Raw genomic sequence first — 22,260 nt, forward strand, 5'->3', positions numbered from 1 at the left:
GAATCGTGAGGATCTTCGGGAAGGTACGGCACCGGCCCTCCGCCTCGTGGCGGCAGGCCACCGACCGCGCGTTCACCCTGATCGGCGACGGTCGGTACGAGGACGCGGGCGCGCTCCTGACCAGAGCGGCGGACCTGGAACCCTGGCTGTCCGAGTCCTGGTTCAACCTGGCGCTGCTCCACAAGTTCCGCCACGACTGGGAGCAGGCGCGGGCCGCCGGGCTGCGCGCCGTGGCCCTGCTCGACCGGGAGACCGGCGCCCCGGACTGGTGGAACGTCGGCATCGCCGCGACCGCGCTGCAGGACTGGCCGCTGGCCCGCCGCGCCTGGCAGGCGTACGGGCTGAAGGTGCCCGGAGACCCGCACGGCGCGGGCTCGGGCGGCGCCCACGCCAACGGCGAACCGGTCGGCATGGGGCTCGGCAGCGCGGCCGTGCGGCTGTCGCCCGAGGGCGAGGCCGAGGTGGTCTGGGGCCGGCGGCTGGACCCGGCCCGCATGGAGGTCCTGTCGATCCCGCTGCCCTCCTCGGGGCGGCGCTGGGGCGAGGTCGTCCTGCACGACGGGGTCCCGCACGGCGAGCGCGTCACCGCCGCAGGGCCCTCGTACCCCGTCTTCGACGAGATCGAGCTGTGGGCGCCCTCCCCGGTGCCGACCTGGGTGGTGCTCCTGGAGGCGGCCACCGAGGCCGACCGCAACGCCCTGGAGCAGCTGGCCTCCGACGCGGGCTTCGCCGCCGAGGACTGGTCCTCCTCGGTGCGGCTGCTGTGCCGGACCTGCTCGGAGAGCGCGATGCCGAGCGGCGAGGGCGACGGCGAGCACCTGGACCCGCACGACCACAGCGAACCGGGTCACCCCGGCCCGCTGGGCCACCGTACGGCCGGGTCCGGATCGCTGTGGGTGCCCGAGCGGGAGTGCGGGATCGCGGCGCCGGCCGGCCTGGTGCGCGGGCTGCTCGACGGCTGGGTCGCGGACAGTCCGGACACCCGGGAGTGGCGGGATCTCGAAGAGGTCTGCTGAGCGGGGGCCGTAGTCTGTACCGGCACATCGGTGACTGGTGGACTTTACGGAAGGCGTACGGCGGACATGGCGCAGCAGGAGAACGACGTTGTCGAGAGCGTGAACGACGGGTACGTCGTCGACACCGAGGACTGTGAGGCGCGCGAGCTCGCCCACCGCGAGCGCGGTACCGCCCGCCCGATCACGGTGGTCGGCAACCCGGTCCTGCACCGGGAGTGCAAGGACGTCACCGTGTTCGACGACGAGCTGGCCCAGCTGATCGACGACATGTTCGCCAGCCAGAAGGCCGCCGAGGGCGTGGGCCTGGCCGCGAACCAGATCGGCGTCGACGCCAAGGTCTTCGTCTACGACTGCCCGGACGACGACGGCAACCGCCACACGGGCGTGGTGATCAACCCGAAGCTCGTCGAGCTGCCGGCCGCCGCCCGCATCCTGGACGACTCGAACGAGGGCTGCCTGTCGGTCCCGACCGCCTACGCCTCGCTGGCCCGCCCGGACTACGCCGAGGTGACCGGCCAGGACGCGCAGGGCAACCCGATCAAGGTGCGGGGCACCGGCTACTTCGCGCGCTGCCTGCAGCACGAGACCGACCACCTGTACGGCTACCTGTACATCGACCGGCTCTCCAAGCGGGACCGCAAGGACGCGTTGCGGCAGATGGAAGAGGGCACCCCGCGCTACGAGACGGTGCCGAACGCCTAGTCGTTCCCCGCGTTCCGTACGCTCGCGAAAGGCGCCCCGCTCCGGTCAGGAGCGGGGCGCCTTTCCGCGTGAACGGTCTAGTCCCAGCCGAAGTCGCTGCGGCGCGTCATGAGAGCCCCCTGTGTGGTGCGAACCTCCGAACCCTATCGATGATGATCAAGGTCGGGGAGTCCGCCCCCCGTGAGCCGGCGGCCGGACCTCACGCCGCGGCCGGGCCCCGGAACGTGCGGCGGAAGGCGTTCGGGGTGGTGCTCAGCGTCCGCAGGAAGTGGTGGCGCAGTGCGGCCGCCGTCCCGAACCCGCAGCGCCCCGCGATCGCGTCCACCGTCTCGTCGGTGGTCTCCAGCAGCTCCTGCGCCAGCAGGACCCGCTGGCGCAGCACCCACTGGTACGGGGTGGTGCCGGTCTCCTGGAGGAAGCGGCGGGCGAAGGTCCGCGCGGACATGTGGGCCCGCTCCGCGAGCTGCTCGACCGTGATCTCCTCCTCCAGATGGCGGGCCATCCAGCCGATCACCTCGCCCACCGTGTCGCAGGAGGTGCGGGGCAGCGGACGCTGGATGTACTGCGCCTGCCCGCCGTCCCGGTGCGGCGGTACGACCATGCGCCGGGCGATGGTGTTGGCCACCTCGGCGCCCTGCTCCTGCCGCACGAGGTGCAGGCAGGCGTCGATCCCGGAGGCGGTGCCGGCCGAGGTGATGACCTGGCCCTCGTCCACGTAGAGCACGTCCGGGTCGACCCGGGCCCGCGGGAAGCGGCGGGCCAGGGCAGGGGCGTGCATCCAGTGCGTGGTGCAGCGCCGCCCGTCCAGCAGCCCGGCCGCGCCGAGCATGAAGGCCCCGCTGCACACGCTCAGCACCCGCGCACCCCGGTCCACGGCCCGCCGCAGCGCCTCCAGGAGCGGCTCCGGGTACACGCGGGTGGCGGCCTCGCGGTCGGCGGGCAGGCAGATCAGGTCCGCCTCCTCCAGCCGCCCGGGCCCGAAGGGGAGCGTGAGGCGGTAGTGGCCGTCGCCGGCGGTGATCGGGTTCTCCTCCATGGCGCAGAGGGCGAAATCGTAGGTCGGCAGCCCCATGCCGCTGCGGTCGATCCCGAACACCTCGCAGAAGATGCCCATCTCGAAGGGGGTGACCCCGTTCACCACGGCCACGGCGACGTTCTTCAGCATGGTCCCAGTGTGGCAGTAATTCGTTCTTCCATGACAGTCCTGCCACTGTCCGGTTTCGGCCGCCCTGGCGAGAGTGGAGGCATGAACACGCTCCTCGACTACCTCCTCGTCCTCGCCGTCGCCGCCCTGCTCCTCGGCCCCGCCCTCTACGGAGCCGCACGCGAGCGCCGCCTCGACCGCCAGATCCGTGCGGCCGGGCAGCAGCCCCGCACCCCGCAGCCCCGCACCCCGCGGACCCGGACCCGTCCCGGGCGGACCCGCCCCCGTGCGGCGCGCGTCGCCGTACGCCACGCGCCCGGCCGGTGAACCGGCCGGGCGCGTGGAGAGCCTGGTGAAGGGGCGGATCGCCTCGGGCTAGAAGTCCTCGTCCAGGTCGACCGTGCCCTCGACCGCGACCTGGTAGGCCGACGGGCGGCGCTCGAAGAAGTTCGTCAGTTCCTGGACGCCCTGGAGCTCCATGAAGGAGAACGGGTTCTGCGAGCCGTAGACCGGCGCGAAGCCGAGGCGGACCAGGCGCTGGTCCGCGACGCACTCCAAGTACTCGCGCATCGACTCGGTGTTCATGCCCGGCAGGCCGTCACCGCACAGGTCGCGGCCGAACTGCAGCTCCGCCTCCACGGCCTCCTTCAGCATGTCGACGACCTGCTGCTGGAGGGCGTCGTCGAAGAGCTCCGGCTCCTCCTTGCGGACCGTGTCCACGACCTCGAACGCGAAGTTCATGTGCATGGTTTCGTCGCGGAAGACCCAGTTCGTACCCGTCGCCAGGCCGTGCAGCAGGCCGCGCGAGCGGAACCAGTAGACGTAGGCGAAGGCGCCGTAGAAGAACAGGCCCTCGATGCACGCCGCGAAGCAGATCAGGTTCAGCAGGAAGCGGCGCCGGTCGGCGGCCGTCTCCAGCCGGTCGATCTTCTCGACCGAGTCCATCCAGCGGAAGCAGAACTGCGCCTTCTCGCGGATCGACGGGATCTCCTCGACCGCGTCGAACGCGGCCGCGCGGTCGTCCGGGTCGGGCAGATAGGTGTCGAGCAGCGTCAGGTAGAACTGGACGTGCACGGCCTCCTCGAAGAGCTGGCGCGACAGGTACAGGCGCGCCTCCGGGGAGTTGATGTGCTTGTAGAGCGTGAGGACCAGGTTGTTCGAGACGATCGAGTCGCCCGTCGCGAAGAACGCGACCAGCCGGCCGATCATGTGCTGCTCGGAGGGCGTCAGCTTCGCGAGGTCCGCGACGTCCGAGTGGAGGTCGACCTCCTCGACGGTCCAGGTGTTCTTGATCGCGTCCCGGTAGCGCTCGTAGAAGTCCGGGTAGCGCATGGGGCGGAGCGTGAGCTCGAAGCCCGGGTCCAGGAGGTTCTTGGTGGTGTCGGTGGAGCTCATTACTGGCAGGCCTCGCAGGACTCGGGGTTCTCAAGGGAGCAGGCCAGCGCGTCGGCGTCGACGGCCTGCGGGAGCGGGGTGGCGGCGGCCGGGACGGCGGTGCCGGACGCGGCGCGGGCGATCTTCGTCGCCGGGCGCGAGCGCAGGTAGTACGTGGTCTTCAGCCCCTGCTTCCAGGCGTACGCGTACATCGAGCTGAGCTTGCCGATGGTGGGCGTCTCCAGGAACAGGTTCAGCGACTGCGACTGGTCCAGGAACGGGGTGCGCGCCGCCGCCATGTCGATCAGGCCGCGCTGCGGGATCTCCCACGCCGTGCGGTACAGGTCGCGCACCTCCGCCGGGATCCAGCCGAAGCCCTGGACCGAGCCGGAGGACTCGCGCAGCGCCTCGCGGGTCTGGGCGTCCCAGACGCCGAGCCGCTTGAGCTCCTGCACCAGGTAGCCGTTGACCTGGAGGAACTCACCGCTCAGCGTCTCGCGCTTGAAGAGGTTGGAGACCTGCGGCTCGATGCACTCGTACACGCCCGCGATGGAGGCGATGGTCGCCGTCGGGGCGATGGCCAGGAGGAGCGAGTTGCGCATCCCGGACGTCGCGACGCGGGCGCGCAGCGCGTCCCAGCGCTCCGGCCAGTTCAGCTCGACTGCGTAGTGATCGGGGTGCAGGACGCCGCGGGCCGTGCGGGTCTGCTCCCACGCGGGGAGCGGGCCGCTGCGCTCGGCCAGGTCGCAGGAGGCCTCGTACGCCGCGAGCATGATGCGCTCGGAGAGCTTCGTGGACAGGGCCTTCGCCTCGGGGGAGTCGAAGGGCAGCTTCAGCTGGAAGAAGACGTCCTGGAGGCCCATCGCGCCCAGGCCCACCGGACGCCAGCGGGCGTTGGAGCGGCCGGCCTGCTCGGTCGGGTAGAAGTTGATGTCCACGACGCGGTCCAGGAAGGTGACCGCGGTGCGGACGGTCTCGTCCAGGCGCTCCCAGTCGATGTCCCCGGACTCGGCGAGGACGAAGGCGCCGAGGTTGACCGAGCCGAGGTTGCAGACGGCCGTCTCGCCGTCGTTGGTGACCTCGATGATCTCGGTGCACAGGTTCGAGGAGTGGACGACGGTGCCCGGCTCGGCGGTCTGGTTCGCCGTGCGGTTCGAGGCGTCCTTGAAGGTCATCCAGCCCTGGCCGGTCTGCGCGAGGGTGCGCATCATCCGGCCGTACAGGTCGCGGGCGGGCATGGTCTTGCGGGCCAGGCCCGACTCCTCGGCCTTGCGGTACGCGGCGTCGAACGCGTCGCCCCACAGGTCGACCAGCTCGGGGACGTCGGCGGGGGAGAACAGCGACCAGTCGGCGTCGGCGTTCACGCGGCGCATGAACTCGTCCGGCACCCAGTGCGCGAGGTTCAGGTTGTGCGTGCGGCGCTGGTCCTCGCCGGTGTTGTCGCGGAGCTCCAGGAACTCCTCGATGTCCGCGTGCCAGGTCTCCAGGTAGACCGCGGCGGCGCCCTTGCGGCGGCCGCCCTGGTTCACGGCGGCGACGGAGGCGTCCAGCGTCTTCAGGAACGGCACGATGCCGTTGGAGTGGCCGTTGGTGCCGCGGATCAGCGAACCGCGGGCGCGGATGCGGGAGTACGACAGGCCGATGCCGCCGGCGTGCTTGGACAGGCGCGCGACCTGGTGGTAGCGGTCGTAGATCGAGTCCAGCTCGTCCAGCGGGGAATCCAGCAGGTAGCAGGAGGACATCTGCGGGTGCCGGGTGCCGGAGTTGAAGAGGGTGGGGGAGGAGGGCAGGTAGTCGAGGCGGCTCATCAGCCGGTAGAGCGAGGCCACTTCCTCGACGGCCTGGACCGTCTCGTTCTCCGCGAGGCCGCAGGCCACCCGCAGCATGAAGTACTGCGGGGTCTCGATGACCTGGCGGGTGATCGGGTGGCGCAGCAGGTAACGGCTGTGCAGGGTGCGCAGGCCGAAGAAGCCGAAGCGGTCGTCGGCGCCCTCGGCGAGCGCGTGCGCGACCAGCGCGTCGAGCCGGCTCGCGTGCAGGCGGACGAAGTCGGCGGTGCGGTCGGCGATCAGGCCCTCGCGGTGGCCGACCTCGACGGACTCGGAGAAGGAACCGGAACCCTGGCCGGCGGCCTCGTCGCGGACGGCCAGCGTCAGCAGGCGGGCGGCGAGGCGGGAGTACGCCGGGTCCTCGGAGATCAGCCCGGCGGCCGCCTCGGTGGCGAGCGTACGGAGCTCCGCCTCGTCGGCGGCGGCGCTGCGGCCGCGCAGCGCGGCGGCGGCGACCCGGCCGGGGTCGGTGTCGGGCAGGTCGGCGGTCAGCTCGGTGAGCGTGCGCAGGAGCGCGGCCCCCGGACCCTCGTGGGCGGACGGGTCGGACTCGGCGCGCGGTGCGGAAGGCGCGATGGTCACGGGGGGAGCTCTCCCTCGCTCGGCTCCGGGAACACCTTTGGTGCGGGGCGCGAGGGGGCGCACGTGGGGAGCGCGTGCCTGGCAGGGCTGTGCGCATGCGCCACGTGGCGTCCACCGGCCCAACCGCGAGGCCCGGACGTGTCTGCACCCGGTTCGGTCGAGCCGGGCGCACTGTCGACAGGTCCTCGGACTTGCGGATGCACCGAGCGAGTCGGTGCATTTCATACCGTTGCGGGACAGTTCCGGATTCCCACCGGATTCCCCTGCGACGACAGCGAGCATGAGCATACATGTGGGGGCCGGTCCTTGCGTGAGCCCCCACATGTTGTGTCGCTCCCCGAGCCGGGTGCGTGACTACAGCTCCAGGCGGTAGGTGAGCAGGGGCAGGCCCGGAACCGGGTACCAGTCCCGCTCCGGCGTCCGTACGAAGCCCAGCCGGTCGTAGATCCGGTGCGCCCCGAGCATCTTCTCCGTGGTCGACAGCACCAGGTGGCCCACGCCCTCCAGCTCCCGGGCGCGGCTCACGCAGGCCCGTACGAGGGCCTCGCCCGCGCCGCGGCCGCGGGCCGCCGGGGAGACGGCCAGCATCCGGAACTCCGCCTCGCCGGGGCCCGCGATGTCGCACAGCGGGCTGCCGGGAGGGGCGAAGGTCACACCGCCGAGCAGCGTGCCCTCGTACTCCGCGACGAGCACTTCGCCGTCGGGGGCCCGGCCGGCGACATCGCGCAGCCTGCTCAGGTAGGGGTCGTCCGCGGAGAAGTGCAGCAGTCCGTCGTCGAGGTAGGCCCGTGCGGTGATCTCGCCGAGCTCTTCGTATTCGGCGGCCGCCGCCGTCCTGATGATGATGTCCATGGCATCGAGTGTGCGACAGGGAAAGGGAAGGGGCCGCCGCGTTCCGTCGGGTGGACGGTGGACGCGGCGGCCCCTGCGGGACCCGCCCGTTCAGCAGCAGCGGAACCCTTCGCGCGGGTCGCCCTCACGGGCGTCCGTGCGGGCCCGTTCGAAGGCCCGGCGGGACGGGACCGGCGCGTCCGGGTCGTGCGTACGGGCGTGCGCGACGTAGCGGTCGTAGGCGGCCTCGCCCGAGAACTCCCGTACGAAGTACCGGGCCCGGCCCAGTACGTGGCGCAGGCGGGTCATCACGCCGGCTCGCGTACGGGGTCCTTCGCGAGGCCCCCGCCCGAATCGAGCCCGGCGGCCGCGAGCTCGGCCCGCTCCTCGGCGGTGGGGATGAGCCCGGCCGGGGCGACGAGCTTGGACTCGGTCCACGGGACCTCGGCCAGGGTGACCGACTCGGGCTTGCGGATGGCCCCCAGGCAGGTCCGGGCCGCGTCCACGAGCACGATGACGATCAGCAGGGCGAAGAACACCGACAGCACGCCGTCCACCGTGGCGTTGGTGACCACGGTGTGCATCTCGTCCATGGTCTTGGCGGGCTTGAGGATCTTGCCCGCGTCGATCCCGTCCTGGTAGACGTCCCGCTGGGCGAAGAAGCCGATCTTCGGGTTGTCCGAGAAGATCTTCTGGTAGCTGGCGGTGAGCGTGACGGCCAGGTCCCAGGCCAGCGGAACGCCCGTCACCCAGGCCCACTTGAGCCGGCCCGACTTGATCAGCAGGGTGGTGCAGACGGCCAGGGCGACCGCCGCGAGCAGCTGGTTCGCGATGCCGAACAGCGGGAAGAGCTGGTTGATGCCGCCCAGCGGGTCCTTGACGCCGACCCACAGGAAGTAGCCCCAGCCGCCGACGACGATCGCGCTGGCGAACCAGACGCCGGGCTTCCAGCTGACGTCCTTGAAGGACTTGTGCACGTTGCCGAGGGTGTCCTGGAGCATGAAGCGGCCCACGCGGGTACCGGCGTCCACGGTCGTCAGGATGAACAGGGCCTCGAACATGATCGCGAAGTGGTACCAGAACGCCTTCATCGAGGAGCCGCCGACCACGGCCGAGAAGATCTCCGACATTCCGAGTGCGAAGGTCGGTGCGCCACCGGTACGGGACAGCAGGCTGGTCTCCTCCACGTCCTTCGCGGCCTGGGCGAGGGCGTCGGGGGAGATGGCGAAGCCGAAGTTCGTGACGGCCTGCGAGGCCGTCTCGACGGTGGCGCCGACGACCCCGCCGGGGGAGTTGATGGCGAAGTACAGGCCGGGGTCGATGATGCAGGCCGCGATGATCGCCATGATGGCGACGAAGGACTCGGTCAGCATCGCGCCGTAGCCGATGACCCGGACCTGGGTCTCCTTCTGGATCATCTTGGGGGTGGTGCCCGAGGAGACCAGGGAGTGGAAGCCGGACAGGGCTCCGCAGGCGATGGTGATGAAGACGAACGGGAACATCGAGCCGGCGAAGACCGGGCCGTCGCCGCGCGAGGCGAACTCGGTGACCGCGGGCATCTTCAGCGTCGGCATGGCGATGACCACGCCCACGGCCAGCAGCCCGATGGTTCCGACCTTCATGAAGGTGGAGAGGTAGTCGCGCGGGGCGAGCAGCATCCACACCGGCAGGACGGACGCCACGAAGCCGTAGGCGATCATCCAGAGGACCAGCGTCTCCTTCTCCAGGGTGAAGAAGTCCGCCAGCGAGGACTCGGCGACCCAGCCGCCCGCGACGATGGCGAGCAGCAGGAGCGCGACGCCGACGACGGAGACCTCGGTGACCTTGCCCGGGCGCAGGACGCGCAGGTAGAAGCCCATGAAGAGGGCGATCGGGATGGTCATGCCGATGGAGAAGACGCCCCACGGCGAGTGCGCCAGGGCGTTGACGATGACCAGGGCCAGCACGGCCAGCAGGATGATCATGATGGCGAAGACACCGATCAGCGCGGCGGCGCCGCCGACCGGGCCGATCTCGTCCCGGGCCATCTGGCCGAGCGAACGGCCGTTGCGCCGGGTGGAGAAGAAGAGCGTGACCATGTCCTGGACGGCGCCCGCGAAGATCACGCCCACGACGATCCAGATGGTGCCGGGCAGGTAGCCCATCTGCGAGGCGAGTACGGGACCCACGAGCGGTCCGGCGCCGGCGATGGCGGCGAAGTGGTGGCCGAAAAGCACCCGTCGGTCGGTCGGGTGGAAGTCGACACCGTTGTCAAGGCGTTCGGCGGGGGTGGCGCGGGTCTTGTCCACCTTCAGTACGCGGTTCGCGATGAAGCGCGCGTAGAAGCGGTAGCCGATCGCGTACGAGCCCAGCGCGGCGGCGAGCAGCCAGGCGGCCGAGATCTCCTCGCCGCGCGAGAGGGCCAGCACGCCCCAGCCGATGGCCCCCACGAGCCCGACCAGCACCCATGCGGCCACGGCCTTGGGGGACATGCCCCCTGATGGAGAAGGCGAGTCCGGCGTGGTGCCCGGACTCGCCGCGTCCCGTACAGACCGATTCGCTTCCGGTCCTGGTTCCGTCATGATCCTCGTCCCCTCGTTGATCATCTGCGCGAGCGCAGGGAATCTACGGGGGACCGCCCGCTGGACGTAAGCCCCCGTCCGTATAGCGGAACGAGAGTCAACTACGAATCAGACGGCGGGACGCTGGAGTCGGGCGACGAACTTGTAACGATCGCCGCGGTACACGGAACGCACCCACTCGACGGGCTCGCCGTCGGCGTCCAGCGAATGGCGGGAAAGCATCAGCATGGGCAGGCCGACGTCGGTGCCGAGCAGCCCCGCCTCCCGGGGAGTGGCCAGGGAGGTCTCGATGGTCTCCTCCGCTTCGGCGAGGCGCACGTCGTACACCTCGGCGAGGGCGGTGTAGAGGGAGGTGTACTTGACCAGCGAACGGCGCAGCGCGGGGAAGCGCTTGGCCGACAGGTGCGTGGTCTCGATGGCCATCGGCTCCCCGCTGGCCAGGCGGAGCCGCTCGATGCGCAGGACCCGGCCGCCGGTGGCGATCTTGAGGAGACCGGCGAGGGTGTCGTCGGCGGTCACGTAGCCGATGTCCAGGAGCTGGGAGGTCGGCTCCAGTCCCTGGGCCCTCATGTCCTCGGTGTACGAGGAGAGTTGGAGCGGCTGGGAGACCTTCGGCTTGGCGACGAAGGTTCCCTTGCCCTGGATCCGTTCCAGCCGGCCCTCGACGACGAGCTCCTGGAGCGCCTGTCGCACCGTGGTGCGCGAGGTGTCGAACTCGGCCGCGAGCGTGCGCTCGGGCGGCACCGGTGTGCCAGGTGGAAGGGTTTCGGTCATATCGAGCAAGTGGCGCTTGAGCCGGTAGTACTTGGGAACGCGTGCCGTGCGGGTGGCCGCCCCGCTGTCCGGCTCCGTGATCGCCCCTTCGGTGGCCATCGCCGCCCGCCTTCCCGACTCCAGTTTCGTTGCCGTCACCGGCTCCTCCGATATGTGCGGTCACATCGTGACACGGGAGGGAGGGCGGGCCTCCTCCCTCCCCCAGGTGTCGGTCCGATAACGGACCGAGCACCCGCTCATTAGACCCTTGACACCCCTAAAGGTCTAGGCCAAGCTCCAGCTACTGGTCTACACCAATATGGATCGGATCCCGGCCCCACGGGCAGTACTTGGTGCTTTTTGAGTCACCGCGGCGGGCAAGGGAAGTTGCAGGCAGCATCCCTGAGGAGGGTGGCGTGAAGCGCAAGCTCATCGTGGCGGTCAGTGTCGTTGGCATGATGGCCGGACTCGCGGCGTGCGGTAAGGGCGACGACGGCAAGGGCAAGGCCGACGCGGGCCCCAAGGAGATCACCGTCTGGGTGATGGATGGCTCCGCGCCGAAGGCCTGGATCGACGCGGTCAACGCCGAGTTCTCGGCCAAGCACCCCGGTGTCACGGTCAAGGTCGAGACGCAGCAGTGGAAGGGCATCCAGGAGAAGGTCACGACGGCCCTCTCCGAGGACACCCCGCCGGACGTCCTGGAGCTCGGCAACACCCAGACCGCCGGTTACGCGGTCACGGGCGGCCTCGCCGAACTGACCAAGGACAAGGACAAGCTCGGCGCGGACGCCTGGGCGAAGGGCATGCTGGCCTCGGCCGAGATCGACGGCAAGCTCTACTCCGCTCCGTGGTACGCGGCCAACCGCGTCGTGGTCTACGACAAGAAGGCCTACGCGAAGGCCGGCGTCACCCCGCCGACCACCCGCGACGAGTGGGTCGCCGGTCTGGAGAAGCTGAAGGCGGCCGACCCGAAGTCGCAGCCGATCTACCTGCCCGGCCAGAGCTGGTACGTCCTCGCGGGCTTCATCTGGGACGAGGGCGGCGACCTCGCCGTCAAGGACGGCGACAAGTGGAAGGGTGGCCTCGCCACCCCCCAGGCCGCTTCCGCGGCCGAGTTCTACAAGAAGCTCCAGGCCTTCTCCACCGCCCCGAAGGACAAGGACGAGGCGACCCCGCAGCAGTCCACCGACATCGTTCCCAAGGGCGGCGTCTCGTCCTGGATCGGTCTCGGCTGGGAGGCCGGCGGCGCGGAGAAGGCGCTGAAGGACGCGGGCAAGGAAGCCGACTTCGGTTACTTCCCGATCCCGGGCAAGACCGCCGACAAGCCGGGCACCGTCTTCCTCGGCGGCTCGAACCTGGCGATCGCCGAGCGCTCCAAGAACAAGGACCTCGCCAAGGAGTGGCTGGCCCTCGCCGCAGGCAAGGACCAGATGACCAAGTACGCCGCCGAGACCAAGGGCGCGCTGCTCCCGAACCAGGTGGGCGCGAACTTCACCCCGCCGGCGGGCTCCTTCGCCGAGGCCATGGCCAAGGCCGGCGCCAACGGCAAGATCACCCCGGTCACCCCGGGCTGGGCGAACGTCGAGACCGAGCCGAACCCGATCAAGGACTTCATGACCAAGGTCCTGAACGGCACCGACCCGGCCAAGGCCGGCGCGGACGCGGACGCCGAGATCGCGAAGCGCATCAACAAGTAGCACGGCCGAAGTACCGCATCACCTGAAGTACGCAGGACCAGCAGGATCGCACCGGGGGGTGCGGCGGGCGCCCCGAGCGCCCGCCGCGCCCCCGGTCGCGCATTGACAGAAGTAAGCGCCGCCTGCTCCGAGCGGGGAAGCGGGTGCGGGTCGCCACAGTCAACCGCGAGGAAGCCAGACATGACCGTGCACTCCCAGGGAGCGGCGACCTCCGCTCCACAGGACGCACCACAGAAGTCCGTCGGGGTGGCCAAGACGCCGCCGCCCGCCGGAGCCAAGGCAGCGCCCAAGTCTCCTCGCGGGGGCAGAAAGTCGCTCCCTGCAGGGTGGTGGCCCTACATTCTGGTCGGGCCGGCCGTGCTCAGCATGGCCGTGCTCCTGCTGTATCCGCTGGTCAAGAACATCATCCTGTCGTTCCAGACGGTCGACAAGATCGAGTTCATCCAGCGCAAGGCGCCGTTCGCCGGATTCGACAACTACACCCAGCTGCTGAGCGACTCGCAGTTCTGGACCGTCGTCGTCCGAAGCTTCGCCTTCACCGCGGCCAACGTCGCGCTGATCATGATCATCGGCAGCCTCATAGGCATCCTGCTGAACAGGCTCGGCAAGTGGATGCGCCTGGTCCTGTCGATGGCGCTGGTGATGGCCTGGGCCATGCCGATCGTCGCCTCCGTGACCGTCTTCCAGTGGCTGTTCGACGAGCAGTTCGGCGTCATGAACTGGCTGATGCGCACGCTCGGCTTCTCCGGCTACGAGCAGCACAACTGGTTCGGCACCGGCTTCTCCACCCTGGTGATCGTGACGGTCCTGGTGGTCTGGGGCTCGATCCCCTTCGTCGCCCTCAACATGTACGCCGGTCTGACCACGGTCAGCGGCGAGCTGTACGAGGCCGCCCGGATGGACGGCGCCAACGGCTGGCAGACCTTCTGGAAGGTCGTCTTCCCGAACCTGAAGTCGTTCTTCCTCGTCACCACGTTCCTCGAGGTGATCTGGGTCTTCAAGGCCTTCACCCAGGTCTACGCGATGAAGGCGGGCGGTCCCGACCGCGGTTCGGAGATCCTGCCGGTCTTCGCCTACGTCGAGGGCCAGAGCCAGTTCCACTACGGCCTGGCCGCGGCGATCTCCGTCCTGACGATCCTGATGCTCGTGATCGTCATGTCCTTCTACTTCCGTCTGATCCTGAAGCAGGAGGAGGAGCAGTGACCACCACCACCGCCCCGAAGCCCGCGCAGTCCGCGCCGTCCGTGAAGCCCGCACAGGTGCGCAACCGCCGGCCGGTCCGCCCCGGCGCCGTCGCCAAGAACCTCGGCGCACTGCTCCTGGCGCTCCTCTTCATCTTCCCCGTCTACTGGATGTTCTCCTCGGCGCTCAAGCCGTCCAGCGAGATCCTCTCCAAGGACCCCGTCTTCGTCTTCACCCCGACGCTGGACAACTTCACCAAGGCCACCGGCGTCGACCTGTTCTGGACCTACGTCACGAACAGCCTGATCGTCACCGTCGGCGCCGTCGCGCTGGCCTTGCTCGTCGCCCTCGCCGCGAGCTTCGCCATCGCCCGGATGAAGTTCAAGGGCCGCAAGGGCCTCGTCCTCGCCGTGATGCTGGCCCAGATGGCGCCCTGGGAGGTCATGGTCATCGCGATGTACATGATCGTCCGCGACGCCGAGATGCTGAACAACCTCGGTGTGCTGACCGCCATCTACTTCGTGATGGTCCTCCCCTTCACCATCTGGACCCTGCGCGGCTTCATCGCCGCGGTCCCGGTGACCCTGGAGGAAGCCGCCCAGATCGACGGCTGCACCCGCGGCCAGGCCTTCCGCAAGGTGATCTTCCCGCTGCTGGCCCCCGGCCTGATGTCCACCTCGCTCTTCGGCTTCATCACGGCCTGGAACGAGTTCGCGATGGTCCTGATCCTGCACAAGGAGAAGACCGCGCAGACCCTGCCGCTGTGGCTGACCCAGTTCCAGACGGCCTTCGGCAACGACTGGGGCGCCACCATGGCCGCTTCCTCGCTCTTCGCGGTCCCGGTGCTGCTCATCTTCGTCTTCCTCCAGCGCAAGGCCGTCGGCGGCATGACCGCCGGCGCCGTGAAGGGATAACGGCCCATGACTGTCCTTGCGCACCGCACAGACACCCTCACCCGGGACGCCCTCGCGGTCCTCCAGCCCGGCTTCGAGGGCACCACCGCCCCCGCCTGGGTGCTGCGCCGGGTCGCCGAAGGCCTCACCGCCGTCGGCCTCTTCGGCCGCAACATCACCTCGCCCGAGCAGCTCGCCGCGCTGACCGCGCAGCTGCGTACCGAGCGGGACGACGTCCTCGTCGCCATCGACGAGGAGGGCGGCGACGTCACCCGCCTGGAGGTCCGGGGCGGCTCCTCCTTCCCCGGCAACCTGGCCCTCGGCGCCGTGGACGACGTGGACCTGACCCGCGACGTCGCCCGCGAGCTGGGCCGCCGGCTCGCCGAGTGCGGGGTCAACCTCAACTGGGCCCCCTCCGCCGACGTCAACTCCAACCCGGACAACCCGGTCATCGGCGTACGGTCCTTCGGCGCCGACACCCACCTCGCCGCCCGGCACACCGCCGCGTACGTCGAGGGCCTCCAGGCCGCCGGCGTCGCCGCCTGCACCAAGCACTTCCCCGGGCACGGCGACACCAACGTCGACTCGCACCACGCGCTGCCGCGCATCGACGTGGACCTCGACACCCTGACCGTGCGCGAACTCGTACCCTTCCGGGCCGCGATCGAGGCCGGCACCAAGGCCGTCATGAGCGCCCACATCCTGGTGCCCGCCCTGGACCCGACCCGCCCGGCCACCCTCAGCCCGCAGATCCTGACCGGTCTGCTGCGCAAGGAGCTCGGCTACGACGGCCTCATCGTCACCGACGGCATGGAGATGCAGGCCATCGCCGGGACGTACGGGATCGAGCGCGGCTCGGTGCTGGCCATCGCGGCCGGAGCCGACGCGATCTGCGTCGGCGGCGGGCTCGCCGACGAGGGCACGGTGCTGAGCCTGCGCGACGCGCTGGTCGCGGCCGTCCGCGAGGGCTCGCTCCCGGAGGAGCGCCTCGCCGAGGCCGCCGCCCGGGTCCGCTCCCTGGCCGAGTGGACCCGCCAGGTCCGTCAGGGGGCGCGGCCGGAGGGGAGCAGCGCGCCCGGCATCGGTCTGGCCGCGGCCCGCCGCGCGGTGGTCGTGACGGGTTCGCCCGCGGCCGCCGCCCTGGTCAACGCCCCGTACATCGCCACGCTCACCCCGGTGGCGAACTTCGCGGTCGGCGACGAGACCCCGTGGGGGGTGGCCGGGGAGGTGTCCGCGCTGGTTCCGGGCACGGACTCGGGCGTGTACCAGGAGGGCGTGACGGCCGACGCCATCCTGGCCGCCGCGGGCAGCCGCACCGTCGTCGCGGTGGTCCGCGACGCGCACCGGCACCCCTGGATGACCGAGGCCCTGGACGCGCTCGTCGCGGCGCGGCCGGGGACGATCGTGGTCGAGATGGGCGTGCCGCAGGCCGAGCCGCGCGGCGCGCTGCACATCGCGACGCACGGCGCCGCCCGGGTCTGCGGGCGGGCCGCCGCGGAGATCATCGCCGGCGTCTAGCCGAGAACGCCGAGGATCCGGACCGGAGCCGGGCACCCGTCACGGGGGTGCCCGGCTCCGCCGCGTCCGGGTACGGCACGCGTCCGGGTACGGCAGAGGCCGGGCTCCCCAGGGGAAGCCCGGCCTCTGCCGTACAGAAGTGCTTACAGACCCTGCCAGGAGGGCTTGTTGGCGAAGGTGTGGCGGAAGTAGTCCGCGAGCTTCAGCTTGGACGCGGCGGCCTCGTCCACGACCACCGTGGCGTGGCGGTGCAGCTGGAGCGCGGAGGCCGGCACGAGGGCGGACAGCGGGCCCTCGACGGTCTGGGCGACGGCCTCGGCCTTGCCCTCGCCGGTGGCCAGCAGGACCAGGTGGCGGGCGTCGAGGATGGTGCCGATGCCCTGGGTGATGACGTGGTGGGGCACCTGCTCTATGTCGTTGTCGAAGAAGCGCGCGTTGTCCACGCGGGTCTGCTCCGTCAGCGTCTTGATGCGGGTGCGGGAGGCGAGCGAGGAGCAGGGCTCGTTGAAGCCGATGTGCCCGTCCGTGCCGATGCCGAGGAGCTGGAGGTCCACGCCGCCGGCCGCGGCGAGCGCGCGGTCGTAGGCGTCGCAGGCGGCGACGATGTCCTCGGCCGAGCCGTCCGGGCCCAGGAAGGAGGCCTCCGACAGGCCGAGCGGCTCCACGACCTCGCGCAGGACGACGGCGCGGTAGGACTCCGGGTGCCCGGCCGGCAGGCCGACGTACTCGTCGAGCTGGCAGACGCGGGCCCGGGAGGCGTCGACCAGTCCGGCCTTGACCTTGGCGGCGAGCGCCTCGTAGATGGGCAGCGGGGTAGAGCCGGTCGCCACGCCGAGCAGGGCGTCGGGCTTGCGGCGGACCAGGGCGGCCATGGCCTCCGCGATGAGCTCGCCGCCTGCCTTGGCGTCCGGGACGATGACAACTTCCACGCGGGGCCTGCCGATCTGGAGTGTGACGATGTGGTATAGACCAATCTAGCAGAGGCGAGGCCCCGTTGCCGGGTCTTCGCGCACTCTCCATGGTGGGCCGGATCCGCGCCCGCGGCCTGTCGGGCCGGGCACGGCCGGGCGCCCGCTAGAGCAGCGAGAGCTGGAGTCCGCCCGTCACGGCGAGGTGCTGGCCGGTGACCCAGCGGGAGTCCGGGGAGGCCAGGAAGGCGACCACGTCCGCCACCTCCTGCGGGGTGCCCAGCCGGTCGAAGACGGAGCGCGAGGCGGCGTGCGCGCGGGCCGCCGGGTCCGCGAGCCAGGCGGCGTTCAGGTCGGTCTCCACGATCCCGGGGCCCACCGAGTTGACCGTGATGTTCCGGGGCGCGAGCTCGGCGGCCAGCGAGACCGTCAGCGCGTTCACCGCGCCCTTGGCCATGATGGTGGCGAGGATCGCGGGCAGGGCGAGGTCCGGGGTGCCGGTCACGTTCACGATCCGGCCGCCGTCCCGCAGCCGCTCCAGGCCGTGCTGGATCACGAAGAACGGCGCCTTCGCGTTGAGCGCGTGCACCCGGTCGTACGTCTCCTCGTCGGTGGAGCCGATGCCGGCGAAGGTGGCCGCGCCGGCGTTGTTCACCAGGACGTCCACCCCGCCGTCCCCGCCGTTCCCCCCGGCGGACAGCGGATGGGCCGCGTACGCCGCCCAGAGGGCCGCCGCGCCGCCCGGGGCGGCGAGGTCCGCCCCGACCGCGAAGGCGCGGCCCCCGGCCGCCTCGATGGCGCCCACGGTCTCCTCGGCGGCCGCCGCGTTGGATCCGTAGGCCACCGCGACCAGCGCCCCGTCGCGGGCGAGGCGCTCCGCGACGGCCCGCCCGATGCCCCGGCTGCCGCCCGTGACCAGTGCCGTCTTTCCTTCGAGCACGCCCATGGCGCGCCCCCCTTTCGATAATGGTCGCTACAGAAAGGACCGTATCAGATTTCGTAGCGGCCGCTATAGAATGAGTGCATGGTGACCGGACAGCGCGGCAGGCCCCGCTCCTTCGACCGCGACGCGGCCCTCGACAAGGCGATGTTCGCCTTCTGGGAGCGCGGCTACGAGGCGACCTCGATCTCCGATCTGACCGCCTCGCTCGGGATCAGCGCCCCGAGCCTCTACGCGGCCTTCGGCGACAAGCGCAAGCTCTTCGACGAGGTCGTGGTGGTGTACGGGGGCCGCTACGGGGACTTCGCGGCCGTCGCCCTCGCCGAGGAGCCCACCGCCCTCGCGGCGCTGGGGCGGATCCTGCACGAGGCGGCCGAGGTCTACACCGACCCCGCCCATCCGCCGGGCTGCATGGTGATCAGCGCGGCGGTCAACACCACCTCGGACGAGGTCGCGGAGGCGCTGCGGGTGCGCCGCGAGGCCAACCTGGTGGCCTTCGAGAGCCGCATCCGGGCCGATGTCGCCGCGGGAGTCCTGCCGGCCGGTACGGACACGTGGGCGCTGGCGCGCTATGCCGGGGCGGTGCTGCAGGGGATGTCCCAGCAGTCGCGCGACGGCGCGGGCCGGGAGGAGCTGGAGGCGGTGGCGGAGCTCGCCGTGCGGGCCTGGCCGCAGTAGAGGCGGCGGGGGGTCACGGGCTCCGGGGGAGATTCCTCTGGGCCACGGTGCCGAACGGGACCCTCAGCCCGCCCGGCACCGTAGCCCGGAGTACTTACGGCCGTCGGGTGTGCGGTGCCCGACAGCCGGTGGGAGGTGACGCGCGGTCAGGGCGGAGCGCGCGGCTTACCTCGATCCGTCCTCCTGTGCGGGGAGGGCGGAAGCTTGATGCAATTGTGGACTAGACCAATCTGTTCTGTCCATCCAATGGCGGGACCCGGGTTCCCGTCACTTCCTCCAAGCCTACGCGGAAGCGGGGTCTCCTGGATACTCCGGAGTATCGCGCTGAGGAAAGTCATGGCCCGTACCCGGGGTACGCTCGCCACGTGCCCTCCATGAACGACCTCGTACGCCAGCACACCGCTCTCAGTGAAACCGACCTGGAGTGGCTCCACCTGCTGGTCTCGGAGTGGCAGCTGCTCTCCGACCTCTCCTTCGCGGACCTCGTGCTGTGGGTTCCCACCCTCGACGGCAGCCGCTACGTCTCGGTCGCGCAGATGCGCCCGAACACCGGCCCCACCTCCTACCAGGACGACATGGTCGGCCACCTGGTCCCACGCGGCCGCCGCCCGCTGCTCGACGCCGCGCTCGACGAGGGCCGCATCGTGCGCGAGGGCGACCCGGAGTGGCGCGAGGAGGTGCCGGTCCGCGTCGAGTCGATCCCCGTGCGCCGCGAGGGCCGGGTCCTCGGAGTGATCGCACGCAATACCAACCTGCTCACTGTGCGTACACCCAGCCGGCTGGAGCTCACCTACCTCCAGTCCGCCTCCGACCTCGCCCAGATGATCGCGGCGGGCTCCTTCCCGTTCCCCGGCCAGCAGGTCGACATGGATGCCTCCCCGCGCGTCGGCGACGGCCTGATCCGGCTCGACGCCGAGGGCGTGGTGACGTACGCGTCACCGAACGCGCTCTCCGCCTACCACCGGCTCGGCCTCGCCTCCGACCTGGTCGGCCAGCACCTGGGCACCATCACCTCCGAACTCGCACCCTCCCGCGGCCCGGTGGACGAGGCCCTGGTCAAACTCGCCAGCGGCTGGGCCCCGCGCGAGACCGAGGCCGAGGGCAGCGGCGGGGTCATCCAGCTGCGGGCCATCCCGCTCAAGCCCAAGGGCACCCGGATCGGCTCGCTCGTCCTGTGCCGCGACGTCACGGAACTGCGCCGTCGCGAACGTGAATTGATCACCAAGGACGCGACCATCCGGGAGATCCACCACCGGGTCAAGAACAACCTCCAGACGGTGGCCGCGCTCTTGCGCCTGCAGGCCCGCCGCATGGATTCGCCGCAGGGCCGCGAGGCGCTGAACGAAGCCGTCCGCCGCGTCGGGTCGATCGCGATCGTGCACGAGACGCTGTCTCAGAACCTGGATGAGCGGGTCGAGTTCGACGAGATCGCCGACCGCGTGATCGCGATGGTCTCCGAGATCTCCCCGGGCAAGGTCGCCTGCCGGCGCACCGGCCGCTTCGGAATCCTGGACGCGGAGGTCGCCACCCCGCTGTCGATGGTGCTGACGGAGATCCTCCAGAACGCCCTGGAGCACGCCTTCACACAGGGGGAGGGCGGCACCGTGGAGGTGTCCGCCGCCCGCTCCGGCAGCGGACGCGACGACGCCCGGCTGCTGATCTCGGTGGTCGACGACGGCTGCGGTCTGCCCGAGGGGTTCGACCCGCAGCGGGCCGGCAACCTCGGGCTGCAGATCGTGCGGACCCTGGTGGAGGGGGAGCTCGGCGGCACCTTCGACATGGTCGCGTCCGAGCCGCGCGGCACCAAGGTCGTCCTCGACATACCTGCCAGCCCGCAGAAGTAGTGCAGCGTTCCGGTCACTCAGGGTGACGCCGTGGGGTGCTCACGGACCGCTCACGGAGGCCGGACAGCACTGAACCCCGGACCGAATGGTTTTCGGTACGGGGTTCAAGAGCACGTTGCTGAGCGCTTATGCGGGTTCTACGCGCTGCGGCTCGAGGCTCGAAAGTCGATGTCAGGCGGTTGCGTTGCGCGCCCGATTGCGAGCGGCGCGGCGCTTCATCGCGCGGCGCTCGTCCTCGCTGAGACCGCCCCAGACACCGGAGTCCTGACCGGACTCGAGCGCCCACTGCAGGCACTGCTCCATGACGGGGCAACGGCGGCAGACGGCCTTGGCTTCCTCGATCTGCAGCAGCGCAGGACCGGTGTTGCCGATGGGGAAGAAGAGTTCCGGGTCTTCCTCACGACAAACGGCGTTGTGACGCCAGTCCATGGCTGCTCCATCTCCTTGTATTGCGGGCAGGTTGCTTGTGAATGTGAACGCTTTCACGAATCCCTTCGTGAGGGAAGGGAGACCGCCCAGTTTGGGGAAAAACTCGCCCTGGGCTGCCGGAGATTCGTGGAGGGGTTCTGGCGGTCTGTGTGGGTGCCGGGTTCTGCGGGCTGTCCCGATCGCCATGTAGAGATTCGCAAACCTCGGACGGGGATACAACCCCTTCCGGAAAGTTTTTTTTGATTCGTCGGTGTCTACTAGGTCACAGCCCTACTTCCTAGGGGTGGACCGGCGTGTAAACGTTCGAGTAGAAGGACTTTCGGCCCTTCCACTCACACAATCACACGCAGTGCACGGCGTACGCCTGTGAACCGAACGCTGGTGCGCAGCCCGAGGTGGTCTCCGTCCATCTGGAACGGAAGCGGCACCTTGGAATGCAAGGTGAAGTCCGTCAGATCGTGCAGAGACACCGCGTGCTTTCCGTGCGGACCGCGCTCAGGAGTCGAGGTCAGGAGCTGTGTCGCGTAGCGAGCGACCGCCGGAGTTGACAAACGGTCCAGTGCCAATACGTCAAGTGCGGTATCGAACGACGCCTCCGGGGAGGCGTAGAGCGGCCGGTTGCCCAGATATGTCCAGGGTGACGTGTTGCACACTATCGACAGCACCAGATCCGTCACGGGATCCGCGCCGGGCCGCTCCAGCGTCACCGTGCCGTGCCGGCGGTTGGGCTCTTCCCAGAACTGGCGCATCAGCTGTCGCACGTACAGGGCATGCGTCGAACGCTTGCCGCGTTCCCGCTGCTGTTCGACGCGGCCCACGACACCCGCGTCGAAGCCGAAGCCCGCGCAGAAGGTGAACCAGCGCGCCGGAACCGACTCGTCCTCGGTGCCCGGGGTGCCGGCCGCGAGTCCGAGGCCGACCGTCCGCTCGCGCCGCTCGCGCAGCGCGTCGAGCAGGGCGCCGGTCGCCTCGACGGCGTCGTTGGGCAGGCCGAGCGCTCGGGCGAAGACATTGGTGGAGCCGCCGGGGACCACCGCGAGCCCGGGCAGCCGGTCCGGATCGGGTCCCTCGTGCAGCAGTCCGTTGACCACTTCGTTGACGGTGCCGTCACCGCCCAGGGCGACGACCAGGTCCACACCGGTCTCGGCCGCCCTGCGGCCCAGGTCCCGGGCGTGGCCGCGGTACTCGGTGGTGACCGCCTCCAGCTTCATCTCGCTGGCCAGGGCGTGCGTCAGGACGTCGCGCGTGCGCGCACTGGTCGTCGTCGCTGCTGGGTTGGCCACGAGGAGTGCACGCATGGGCGTCAGCCTACCGACCCGTCCGGACGCGGCCCATACTGGCCGTCCCCTTCGGGGCGGGAGGGGCGAGGCTACCCTGCT

20 protein-coding genes and 1 riboswitch are annotated in these 22,260 nt (G+C 70.4%); of the genes, 9 read left to right on the forward strand and 11 right to left on the reverse strand.

Annotated elements, in window-relative coordinates; translation table 11 throughout:
• Positions 1 to 5: 5 nt before the first annotated feature.
• Both ACWCP2_RS21920 and def read left to right on the forward strand, forming a co-directional pair.
• On the forward strand, positions 6 to 1,016 hold the full coding sequence (locus tag ACWCP2_RS21920; RefSeq protein ID WP_450910259.1) for a tetratricopeptide repeat protein: 1,011 nt from the start codon (positions 6 to 8) through the stop codon (positions 1,014 to 1,016).
• A 66-nt stretch (positions 1,017 to 1,082) separates the two neighbouring features.
• On the forward strand, positions 1,083 to 1,718 hold the full coding sequence (gene def / locus ACWCP2_RS21925; RefSeq protein WP_450910260.1) for a peptide deformylase: 636 nt from the start codon (positions 1,083 to 1,085) through the stop codon (positions 1,716 to 1,718).
• Positions 1,719 to 1,917: 199 nt separating this feature from the next.
• On the opposite strand, the gene ACWCP2_RS21930 is transcribed toward def, so the two are convergent.
• Positions 1,918 to 2,883, reverse strand: coding sequence for a helix-turn-helix domain-containing protein (locus ACWCP2_RS21930; RefSeq protein WP_450910261.1), 966 nt, complete (start codon positions 2,881 to 2,883; stop codon positions 1,918 to 1,920).
• A gap of 81 nt (positions 2,884 to 2,964) precedes the next feature.
• Here ACWCP2_RS21930 and ACWCP2_RS21935 point away from each other — a divergent pair, with 81 nt between their 5' ends.
• A complete protein-coding gene (locus tag ACWCP2_RS21935) occupies positions 2,965 to 3,189 on the forward strand; it encodes a hypothetical protein (RefSeq protein WP_450910262.1) in 225 nt (74 codons plus the stop codon).
• Between the two features lie 48 nt (positions 3,190 to 3,237).
• Here ACWCP2_RS21935 and ACWCP2_RS21940 read toward each other — a convergent pair whose 3' ends face one another.
• From ACWCP2_RS21940 to ACWCP2_RS21965, 6 genes are all read right to left on the reverse strand, one after another.
• Positions 3,238 to 4,257, reverse strand: a complete 1,020-nt coding sequence (locus tag ACWCP2_RS21940) for a ribonucleotide-diphosphate reductase subunit beta (RefSeq protein ID WP_389435591.1) — start codon at positions 4,255 to 4,257, stop codon at positions 3,238 to 3,240.
• Positions 4,257 to 6,647: a ribonucleoside-diphosphate reductase subunit alpha gene (locus ACWCP2_RS21945; protein ID WP_450910263.1), complete on the reverse strand. Its 2,391-nt coding sequence runs from the start codon at positions 6,645 to 6,647 to the stop codon at positions 4,257 to 4,259. The genes ACWCP2_RS21940 and ACWCP2_RS21945 overlap by 1 nt, the downstream gene beginning before the upstream one ends.
• Before the next feature lie 159 nt (positions 6,648 to 6,806).
• Positions 6,807 to 6,935: riboswitch (cobalamin riboswitch) on the reverse strand.
• 66 nt (positions 6,936 to 7,001) lie between these two features.
• Positions 7,002 to 7,499 carry a GNAT family N-acetyltransferase gene (locus ACWCP2_RS21950; protein WP_450910264.1) on the reverse strand — a complete coding sequence of 166 codons (498 nt, stop codon included), beginning with the start codon at positions 7,497 to 7,499 and terminating at the stop codon, positions 7,002 to 7,004.
• A gap of 90 nt (positions 7,500 to 7,589) precedes the next feature.
• Positions 7,590 to 7,787: a YbdD/YjiX family protein gene (locus ACWCP2_RS21955; protein WP_450910327.1), complete on the reverse strand. Its 198-nt coding sequence runs from the start codon at positions 7,785 to 7,787 to the stop codon at positions 7,590 to 7,592.
• Complete coding sequence (locus tag ACWCP2_RS21960) at positions 7,787 to 9,949, reverse strand: carbon starvation CstA family protein (protein ID WP_450910265.1); 2,163 nt, start codon at positions 9,947 to 9,949, stop codon at positions 7,787 to 7,789. The genes ACWCP2_RS21955 and ACWCP2_RS21960 overlap by 1 nt, the downstream gene beginning before the upstream one ends.
• Before the next feature lie 198 nt (positions 9,950 to 10,147).
• Positions 10,148 to 10,912, reverse strand: a complete 765-nt coding sequence (locus tag ACWCP2_RS21965) for a GntR family transcriptional regulator (RefSeq protein WP_250750353.1) — start codon at positions 10,910 to 10,912, stop codon at positions 10,148 to 10,150.
• Positions 10,913 to 11,208: 296 nt separating this feature from the next.
• On the opposite strand from ACWCP2_RS21965, the gene ACWCP2_RS21970 reads away from it, so the two are divergent.
• The 4 genes from ACWCP2_RS21970 (at position 11,209) to ACWCP2_RS21985 (ending at position 16,082) form a co-directional block, all read left to right on the forward strand.
• Positions 11,209 to 12,489: an extracellular solute-binding protein gene (locus tag ACWCP2_RS21970; RefSeq protein WP_450910266.1), complete on the forward strand. Its 1,281-nt coding sequence runs from the start codon at positions 11,209 to 11,211 to the stop codon at positions 12,487 to 12,489.
• 180 nt (positions 12,490 to 12,669) lie between these two features.
• Positions 12,670 to 13,692 carry a carbohydrate ABC transporter permease gene (locus ACWCP2_RS21975; RefSeq protein ID WP_450910267.1) on the forward strand — a complete coding sequence of 341 codons (1,023 nt, stop codon included), beginning with the start codon at positions 12,670 to 12,672 and terminating at the stop codon, positions 13,690 to 13,692.
• 56 nt (positions 13,693 to 13,748) lie between these two features.
• On the forward strand, positions 13,749 to 14,585 hold the full coding sequence (locus ACWCP2_RS21980) for a carbohydrate ABC transporter permease (protein WP_450910328.1): 837 nt from the start codon (positions 13,749 to 13,751) through the stop codon (positions 14,583 to 14,585).
• A 6-nt stretch (positions 14,586 to 14,591) separates the two neighbouring features.
• Positions 14,592 to 16,082: a glycoside hydrolase family 3 protein gene (locus tag ACWCP2_RS21985; RefSeq protein ID WP_450910268.1), complete on the forward strand. Its 1,491-nt coding sequence runs from the start codon at positions 14,592 to 14,594 to the stop codon at positions 16,080 to 16,082.
• Between the two features lie 143 nt (positions 16,083 to 16,225).
• Here the strand turns inward: ACWCP2_RS21985 and nagB are convergent, their stop codons facing one another.
• Entirely contained in the window at positions 16,226 to 17,011 is a 786-nt protein-coding gene (gene nagB / locus ACWCP2_RS21990; RefSeq protein ID WP_450910269.1) for a glucosamine-6-phosphate deaminase, read from the reverse strand.
• Between the two features lie 145 nt (positions 17,012 to 17,156).
• On the reverse strand, positions 17,157 to 17,936 hold the full coding sequence (locus ACWCP2_RS21995) for an SDR family oxidoreductase (RefSeq protein ID WP_450910270.1): 780 nt from the start codon (positions 17,934 to 17,936) through the stop codon (positions 17,157 to 17,159).
• A gap of 78 nt (positions 17,937 to 18,014) precedes the next feature.
• On the opposite strand from ACWCP2_RS21995, the gene ACWCP2_RS22000 reads away from it, so the two are divergent.
• Entirely contained in the window at positions 18,015 to 18,608 is a 594-nt protein-coding gene (locus ACWCP2_RS22000; RefSeq protein WP_450910271.1) for a TetR/AcrR family transcriptional regulator, read from the forward strand.
• Between the two features lie 374 nt (positions 18,609 to 18,982).
• Positions 18,983 to 20,452, forward strand: a complete 1,470-nt coding sequence (locus ACWCP2_RS22005; RefSeq protein WP_250750383.1) for a sensor histidine kinase — start codon at positions 18,983 to 18,985, stop codon at positions 20,450 to 20,452.
• A 171-nt stretch (positions 20,453 to 20,623) separates the two neighbouring features.
• On the opposite strand, the gene ACWCP2_RS22010 is transcribed toward ACWCP2_RS22005, so the two are convergent.
• Complete coding sequence (locus tag ACWCP2_RS22010; protein WP_004937597.1) at positions 20,624 to 20,881, reverse strand: WhiB family transcriptional regulator; 258 nt, start codon at positions 20,879 to 20,881, stop codon at positions 20,624 to 20,626.
• 332 nt (positions 20,882 to 21,213) lie between these two features.
• Complete coding sequence (locus tag ACWCP2_RS22015; protein ID WP_266881073.1) at positions 21,214 to 22,179, reverse strand: diacylglycerol/lipid kinase family protein; 966 nt, start codon at positions 22,177 to 22,179, stop codon at positions 21,214 to 21,216.
• Between the last annotated feature and the right edge of the window lie 81 nt (positions 22,180 to 22,260).

It is taken from the genome of Streptomyces sp. NPDC002104 (assembly GCF_053593795.1).

What these genes read in the sequence shown, in the direction of transcription:
- ACWCP2_RS21950 (WP_450910264.1), bottom strand. Translation starts at nt 7,499, where the DNA reads ATGGACATCATCATCAGGACGGCGGCGGCCGCCGAATACGAAGAGCTC.
- ACWCP2_RS22000 (WP_450910271.1), top strand. Translation starts at nt 18,015, where the DNA reads ATGGTGACCGGACAGCGCGGCAGGCCCCGCTCCTTCGACCGCGACGCG.
- ACWCP2_RS21975 (WP_450910267.1), top strand. Translation starts at nt 12,670, where the DNA reads ATGACCGTGCACTCCCAGGGAGCGGCGACCTCCGCTCCACAGGACGCA.
- ACWCP2_RS21955 (WP_450910327.1), bottom strand. Translation starts at nt 7,787, where the DNA reads ATGACCCGCCTGCGCCACGTACTGGGCCGGGCCCGGTACTTCGTACGG.
- def (WP_450910260.1), top strand. Translation starts at nt 1,083, where the DNA reads ATGGCGCAGCAGGAGAACGACGTTGTCGAGAGCGTGAACGACGGGTAC.
- ACWCP2_RS21930 (WP_450910261.1), bottom strand. Translation starts at nt 2,883, where the DNA reads ATGCTGAAGAACGTCGCCGTGGCCGTGGTGAACGGGGTCACCCCCTTC.
- ACWCP2_RS21935 (WP_450910262.1), top strand. Translation starts at nt 2,965, where the DNA reads ATGAACACGCTCCTCGACTACCTCCTCGTCCTCGCCGTCGCCGCCCTG.
- ACWCP2_RS21940 (WP_389435591.1), bottom strand. Translation starts at nt 4,257, where the DNA reads ATGAGCTCCACCGACACCACCAAGAACCTCCTGGACCCGGGCTTCGAG.
- ACWCP2_RS21960 (WP_450910265.1), bottom strand. Translation starts at nt 9,949, where the DNA reads ATGTCCCCCAAGGCCGTGGCCGCATGGGTGCTGGTCGGGCTCGTGGGG.
- ACWCP2_RS22005 (WP_250750383.1), top strand. Translation starts at nt 18,983, where the DNA reads ATGAACGACCTCGTACGCCAGCACACCGCTCTCAGTGAAACCGACCTG.
- ACWCP2_RS21995 (WP_450910270.1), bottom strand. Translation starts at nt 17,936, where the DNA reads ATGGGCGTGCTCGAAGGAAAGACGGCACTGGTCACGGGCGGCAGCCGG.
- ACWCP2_RS21965 (WP_250750353.1), bottom strand. Translation starts at nt 10,912, where the DNA reads ATGGCCACCGAAGGGGCGATCACGGAGCCGGACAGCGGGGCGGCCACC.
- ACWCP2_RS21985 (WP_450910268.1), top strand. Translation starts at nt 14,592, where the DNA reads ATGACTGTCCTTGCGCACCGCACAGACACCCTCACCCGGGACGCCCTC.
- ACWCP2_RS22015 (WP_266881073.1), bottom strand. Translation starts at nt 22,179, where the DNA reads ATGCGTGCACTCCTCGTGGCCAACCCAGCAGCGACGACGACCAGTGCG.
- ACWCP2_RS22010 (WP_004937597.1), bottom strand. Translation starts at nt 20,881, where the DNA reads ATGGACTGGCGTCACAACGCCGTTTGTCGTGAGGAAGACCCGGAACTC.